The sequence below is a fragment of the Confluentibacter citreus genome, from assembly GCF_002807055.1.
In the GTDB taxonomy this organism is placed as follows: domain Bacteria; phylum Bacteroidota; class Bacteroidia; order Flavobacteriales; family Flavobacteriaceae; genus Confluentibacter; species Confluentibacter citreus.
In genome coordinates this window covers 214,231-221,546 of sequence record NZ_NIXN01000009.1, presented here as the reverse complement: position 1 = coordinate 221,546, position 7,316 = coordinate 214,231, and the positions used below count along the sequence as shown (strand labels likewise).

General features: G+C 37.3%; 4 protein-coding genes. 1 reads left to right on the top strand and 3 read right to left on the bottom strand.

What is annotated here, in order from left to right; all coding sequences use genetic code 11:
- A partial coding sequence (locus tag CDH49_RS14970) for an FG-GAP repeat domain-containing protein (RefSeq protein WP_162296725.1) occupies positions 1 to 1,433 on the bottom strand: 1,433 nt, incomplete at its 3' end.
- A 248-nt stretch (positions 1,434 to 1,681) separates the two neighbouring features.
- On the opposite strand from CDH49_RS14970, the gene CDH49_RS14965 reads away from it, so the two are divergent.
- A complete protein-coding gene (locus CDH49_RS14965; RefSeq protein ID WP_100616330.1) occupies positions 1,682 to 4,819 on the top strand; it encodes a glycoside hydrolase family 2 TIM barrel-domain containing protein in 3,138 nt (1,045 codons plus the stop codon).
- Between the two features lie 99 nt (positions 4,820 to 4,918).
- On the opposite strand, the gene CDH49_RS14960 is transcribed toward CDH49_RS14965, so the two are convergent.
- Together CDH49_RS14960 and CDH49_RS14955 are read right to left on the bottom strand one after the other, a co-directional pair.
- Complete coding sequence (locus tag CDH49_RS14960; protein ID WP_100616329.1) at positions 4,919 to 5,833, bottom strand: dimethylarginine dimethylaminohydrolase family protein; 915 nt, start codon at positions 5,831 to 5,833, stop codon at positions 4,919 to 4,921.
- Between the two features lie 66 nt (positions 5,834 to 5,899).
- The gene (locus CDH49_RS14955; RefSeq protein WP_100616328.1) at positions 5,900 to 7,186 is read right to left on the bottom strand and encodes a citrate synthase; all 1,287 of its coding nucleotides are present in this window, start codon (positions 7,184 to 7,186) and stop codon (positions 5,900 to 5,902) included.
- Positions 7,187 to 7,316 lie beyond the last annotated feature (130 nt).

The window sequence follows — 7,316 nt, the reverse complement described above, 5'->3', positions numbered from 1 at the left end:
TCACCATAGGCGACACCGTTCGAGTTGACGGCCTTCCCAAAGCCCCAGTCGTCTATGACATTGGAAAACGAAAGCTCCCCCTCGTTCCTGAACGCATAGTTCTGAAGCTTATTTGAGGGTATAACATCTAAAAGCTGGTTGATGCCCATATCGCGAATTGAATCTTGTTCAGTATCAAGAAAACTACCAAAATCTTGATTGGCTATTTCCCTTTTGATACCGTTGGTCACAAAGATGTCCTTGAGCCCATCGTTGTCAAAGTCGGCAATCAGTGGTGCCCAGCTCCAATCGGTCTTGGAAATGCCCGAAAACTGTGCCACATCGCTAAAGGAGCCATTGCCGTTGTTAAGGTTAAGGATGTTGGACATATAGGCATAATGGAATCCTGAATTTACCATATTCCAAAAACCATTGGTATCCATACTTGGCATGTTTTGTTTCCCTCTAAGGTGGTCTTCAGCGGACATATCCAGAACAAGCAGGTCGGGCAAAAGATCGTTGTTGACATCGGCATAATCCGAACCCATGCTACTAAAAGATGTATGCTTCATCCTTTCTTTAACTTGATTTGTAAAGGTGCCGTTCTTATTGTTGATGTAGAGCATATCAGGGGTAATAAAATCGTTGGCAACGAACACGTCCAGCCAACCATCGTTGTTGTAATCGCCTATGGAGGCACTCAAGCTAAACTCTTTGTTAATGATACCGCTTTCCAAGGTAACATCGGTGAACTTCGTGCCATCGTTCCTGTAGAGGTGATCCGATGTTTGGGGTATCAGATTATTGTCTCTCCTTATATTTTGAAGATTATCCGAATTTAAAAAATCATATCTATGGTTAATAAGGAACATGTCCAGGTCGCCATCATTGTCATAGTCAAAAAAGTAGGATTGGATCGAGAAACCATCATCGTCCAGTCCCCATTTTTGGGCCTCTTCCCTAAATGTCCCATCCTTTTGGTTGACGAATAACTTGTTCCGCCTAAGATTATTACTCTCAAGAGAAGCAGACTTACATACATAGATATCCATCCATCCATCGTTGTTGATGTCTATCATATTGACCCCCGTGGTCCAGCCCCCCATGTCCCCAACACCTGCCTTCTCGGTAACGTCCTCAAACTCAAAATCACCTTTGTTCAGGTACAGCTTGTTGGACTGCTGGTTGGAGGTAAGATAGATGTCCTGGAGCCCATCGTTGTTAATATCACCTATCGCAACGCCCCCTCCATTATAGGCATAATAATATTTCAAAACATTAAAATCGGCAGTCTCCTCTACGGTATTGTTGAAATCGATGTTTGTCAGTTCACTGTCCATCAAGGAGAAAAGCGTATTGGCCGTGGTCTCCTTCTTCTTTCTGACACTATCATCTTTGCAGGAATACGAGAGAATCAAAAGACATGCAAAAATTTGTATTTTGGATATGTTCATATTAGTTCTAGGTTCAGTACAACCGTCTTATAAATATCTTATTGATAGGTGGTGTGGTTGGTTTCCAAATGTAAAAAAAATGGAATGGTTACACAAAATATTTTACGAAACTTAATTTCACTAATGCTATTTATAGTTTCTAATAAAATATTATGACATTCTACTAAAATACTAATTTTTAGAACTTAAAAGAATTGAATAATTAATAAAAAAAACCGAACTTCGTTTTTCTTAAAATTTACTTAAAAATGAAAAAAATCATTTTCTATCTATTCGCAATCAGCTTTTTATTAGCAATCGCATCTTGCCAAAACACTTTCGGTCAAAACGATTGGGAAAACCCAGAAATGTTCCAACAAAATAGAGAAAAAGCACGTGCTACTTTTTATGCTTATTCAACATTAGACAAAGCCTTACTTGACAATCCAGAAGATGAAAACTTTATTAAATGCTTAAACGGGAAATGGAAATTTAACTTCACTGACCATTCGGACAAAGGCATCCCTGACTTCCAGAATGTTGGTTTTGATGATAGTACATGGGATGAAATTCCTGTTCCTGGAAATTGGGAAATGTATGGCTATGGATATCCTCATTATACTAATGTTGTCTATCCTTTTGAGAAGAATCCACCATTTATAAAAGATTCCCAAAACTCAGTAGGTTCTTATATCACTCATTTCGAGGTTGACGAAAACTGGTTAAACCGGGAAGTTTATATTCAATTAGGATCTGTAAAATCGGGGTATTACCTATGGATAAATGGAAACAAAGTGGGGTATAATCAGGACTCTAAGCTCCCTGCGGAATTCAATATCACACCTTATTTAAAAAAGGGCACTAATAAATTGGCGGTAAAAGTCTTTAAATTTACCGATGGCAGTTATTTGGAAGATCAAGATTTTTGGAGATTATCGGGCATTCAGCGTGATGTTTACCTATTTGCAAGACCAAAAACCCATATAAGTGATTTTTTTGCCAAAGCACTATTGGATGCCAATTATGAAAATGGTGAATTTGCTTTAGAAGCGGAAATTAAAAACACATCGTCTAAAAAAATATCCGATTTAAAACTGCAATACCAGATTCTGGATGCTGAAGGAAAACACGTTCTATCAAACGAAAATACATTCAGCATTAAAGATTCAACTGTAAACAAATTAAGCTTTTCTGGGAAAATCCCTAAAGTGAATACATGGTCTGCTGAAAATCCATATTTATATACGTTAGTATTAAACCTAGCTGACGGCAAAGGAAAGACCATTGAAGCCACTTCCATAAAAATAGGGTTTAGAACCACCGAGATTAAGGGTGGTCAGTTATTGGTAAATGGCAAACCTATTTTTCTAAAAGGCGTTAACCGCCATGAGCATGACCCAGATCATGGGCATGTTATTGACGAGGAAGACATGCTGGCAGATATAAAAATGATGAAACTGAACAACATTAACGCCGTTCGCACAAGCCACTATCCCAATGATCCACTTTGGTATAAACTTTGCGACCAATATGGTTTGTATATATATGATGAAGCCAATGTAGAATCGCACGGCATGGGTTATAATCCAAAACAGACGTTGGCAAATAAGCCAGAATGGAAGGCAGCCCATGTGGAGCGGATTATAAACATGGTTGAACGAGATAAAAACCATCCATCCATAATTGTATGGAGCATGGGCAATGAAGCTGGAACCGGACCAAATTTTTTAGAGGCTTATAAAGCCATTCATGCTCGTGATACAAACCGCCCCGTACACTATGAACGTGCTGAAAAAGAAACAGACATTACAGAACGTCACACCGATATTATAGGAAATATGTACGCCTCAATTGACTGGATAACGAAAAGTTGGGTTGGAAGCGATGCGGAACGTCCATTTATATGGTGCGAATACTCCCATGCTATGGGTAATAGCTCTGGTAACTTTAAGGAATATTGGGATTTGGTTCGTGGCAACAGACAAATACAAGGTGGTTTTATTTGGGATTGGATGGATCAAGGGCTTACGAAATACGCAGAAGATGGCACGAAGTTCTGGGCTTATGGAGGACATTTTGAACCAGAAGGCGTTTACACGGATGGCAATTTCTGTTTTAATGGTTTAGTAAACGCAGACCTAACACCACACCCAGGTTTGTTTGAAGTGAAAAAAGTCTATCAAAACATCCATTTTAAAGATTTAAAAATTTCTGATGGAACAATTACCATTTTGAATGAACAGTTTTTCGCGAATTTAGATACTTATTTGGTTCGTTGGGACTTAATGGAAGATGGCAAAGCCATTCAAACAGGCACCTTTAAACCAATAGATGTTTCGCCTCAAACCGAAAAGACATTTAGTCTTGACATAAAAAATTTCAATCCTGAAAAAGGTCGGGAGTATTTTTTAAATATATACGCATTGCAAGATGAAGACACTAAAATGATTCCTTTGGGACATGAAGTTGCTTCAGAGCAGTTAACTTTAGCAACTTTTGAAAAAATCGCGGTTAAACCGGTGGAGTCAAACACCGTAAGTATTAAAGATGGCCCTGATAATATTATAATTACTGGTAATAATTTCTCTGCTACTGTTTCCAAGAAAACAGGAGCCATTACCTCCTACAAATTAAATACCACCGAATTGATTAATGACCCATTGGTTCCTACGTTTTGGCGTGCCCCAACGGATAATGATTTTGGTAATAGAATGCAAATACGATGTGAAGTCTGGAAAGAGGCCATCAATAACGCCACTTTAGAAAGCATAAATCACAATATAGTTTCCCCATCTGAATTAACCGTTAACACGAAATTAAAATTGCCAACGGTGGAAGGCACCATAAATATGATTTACAACATTAATGGCAATGGTGACATTAAAGTGGATTATACTTTTAAATACAATGCGGACTTGCCAGAAATCCCACGTATCGGTGTGGTGTTTAGAATGCCCAAAGAATTTGACAATCTAGAGTATTATGGCCGAGGTCCTTGGGAAAACTACATAGACAGGAACACGGCTGCCTTTGTGGGTCTCTATCAATCTAAAGTGGCTGATCAATACTATGTTTATGGCAGGCCACAAGAAAACGGACATAAAACGGATACAAGATGGCTTAGCCTGACCAATCCATCTGGATTGGGTTTTAAGATTGAAGCAAATGGTAAACCCATTGAATTTAACACTTTGCATAACAGTACCGCGGATTTTGATGAAGGAAAGGTAAAGACTTTGAGAACTCCAATTGATATTAAGGAAAGGGATTTTGTTGAGGTTCATATAGACCATAAAATGATGGGCGTTGGTGGCGATGATAGTTGGGGAGCTAAACCACATAAACCTTATATATTCTATACAGATAAAGCTTATAATTATAGTTTTACTATACGGCCTGAATTATAATAACGATAACTTTATTTGTTAGAATTAAAATATTCAAATTAGTTTATTGCTTCCTATAATTAACTTACAATGAAGATGTAGTCAAAAAACCACGTAATCCTAATCCCTAATTAAAGGCATCGTAGTACAACGAAGTAAGCCACCTTGTTTACCAATTTCTGCATAAGGGACTTCTTCAACAACAAAGCCTTCTTTGCGAAGCCACGTATTTAATCTGGTAAAGTTTTTTTCAGAAATAATAACGTCTTCAGAAACGGAGAAAATATTACTGTTCATGTTATACATTTCGTCTTGGGTAATTTCAAATATGTTTTCTTTTCCAAAAAAATCAACCAACCATTGGTATTCGCGTTCTATTAAAAAACCCGCTTTATAGATAATAGCTTTTCCTTTTCCTATGGGTTGAAAACAGCAATCTAAATGCAAGGCATTTTCCCTAGGATTTGTATTCGATTTTTGCAGCTCGAAAGCCTTTACCGTTTTTTCTGGAAATAATTCCTGTATGGCAATTACGGCATCCATATTGGTTCTTGCTGTAATGAAATCGGCATAGTCTTCTCCAGAATATGTCCCCATGAAAATATAATCGTCACACAGTATGACATCACCGCCTTCTACATGGCATTCTTTTGGCAAAACAATTCTGTTACTTCTATCTACTTGATTCCAAACATAACGTATGGCTTCAATTTCACGTCCTCTATTGGGCAAAATATTGGCCCTTATTATTTTATTTTCAATAACAAAAGCGATGTCTCGTGAAAATATTTGGTTACAGTCTTCAATAATATTGGGTCTATAAACCTGTACACCATGTTTTTTTAAAACTGTTTCAACGGCATCCATTTCAAGAATCATATCTTCTTCTTTTGGATAGGTTCCAGCCAACACACTTTCAATACTTTTGGGGTCGTAACAATCCTCAACTTTTGGCACAGGGCCATTGCTTTTGGCAGTTCCTAAAATGACTGACCGTAATCTTGACGTTTCGTTTTTTACATTAAGTTCTAGCATGACGTAAATATAAAAAAGCCCCACAAGTAAACTTATGAAGCTTTGGTAATTTATTTTAATGATGTGTTATCTATTTTCTAATGGAACAAATGATCTTAGTGTTGCTCCAGTATACACTTGTCTTGGTCTGCCTATTGGCTCTTTGTTTAAACGCATTTCGCGCCATTGAGCTATCCAGCCCGGCAAACGACCTAAAGCAAACATAACCGTAAACATATCGGTTGGAATGCCCATACCTCTATAAATAATCCCTGAATAGAAATCTACATTAGGATATAATTTTCTATCTACAAAATATGAATCCTCCAATGCTTCTTTCTCAAGACCTTTCGCGATGTCTAAAATGGGATCTTCAATTCCTAGATTACCCAATACTTCATCTGCTGCCTTTTTAATGATTTTAGCTCGGGGGTCGAAATTTTTATAAACACGGTGACCAAAACCCATTAATCTGAACGGATCATCTTTGTCTTTTGCTTTAGCCATGTACTTTTTAGTATCACCACCATCATTTTTAATAGCCTCCAGCATTTCCAACACGGCTTGGTTAGCACCACCATGAAGCGGTCCCCAAAGTGCAGATATTCCGGCAGATAATGATGCAAATAATCCTGCATGGGAAGAACCAACGATTCTAACCGTTGATGTAGAACAGTTTTGTTCGTGATCTGCATGTAGAATTAAAAGCTTATCCAAAGCATCCACCAAAATTTTGTTTTGGATATAATTGCCATTAGGTTGTCTGAACATCATTTTTAAGATATTTTCAACGTATCCTAAGGAATCGTCACCATAATCTAAGGGTAATCCCAGTTTTTTACGGTAGGTCCATGCTACTAACACAGGAAATTTACCCATAATTTTAACAATGGCCCTATACATATCAGCCTCAGAATTCACATTAACCGAGGTTGGATTAAATGCTGTTAAGGCACTGGTTAACGAAGATATGACGCCCATTGGATGAGCCGTTTTTGGAAAAGCGTCCACTATTTTTTTTACATCTTCATCCACAACAGCTTGAGCTTTAATATCGTTATGGAATTTATCATTTTGCTCTTTTGTAGGCAATTCTCCAAAAATCAAAAGATAGGCAACTTCTAAAAAGTCGGCTTTCTCAGCTAATTCTTCTATCGAGTAACCTCTGTATCTTAAAATGCCCTTTTCACCATCTAAAAAAGTAATTCCGCTTTCGCAAGAACCTGTGTTCTTAAATCCAGGATCTATAGTAATCACACCTTCTGATTCGCTTCTGAAATTAGAAATATCTATCGCTAATTCATTCTCTGTTCCTTCTATAACTGGAAGGTCTATTTTTTTTCCGTTGACTTCTATGCTAGCAGTATGTGCCATGTTATATTGTTAATGTTTAATATTTATTTTGATTTGCTAATTTACAAAATATCTCAGGATTAATAAAGCTTATCTACACTAGGATTGATCAATTATTATATTATTATTAATGATGAATAAAAAAAGGCGA

Coding starts and splice junctions, on each gene's coding strand:
- CDH49_RS14965 (WP_100616330.1), top strand. CDS start 1,682: ATGAAAAAAATCATTTTCTATCTATTCGCAATCAGCTTTTTATTAGCA.
- CDH49_RS14960 (WP_100616329.1), bottom strand. CDS start 5,833: ATGCTAGAACTTAATGTAAAAAACGAAACGTCAAGATTACGGTCAGTC.
- CDH49_RS14955 (WP_100616328.1), bottom strand. CDS start 7,186: ATGGCACATACTGCTAGCATAGAAGTCAACGGAAAAAAAATAGACCTT.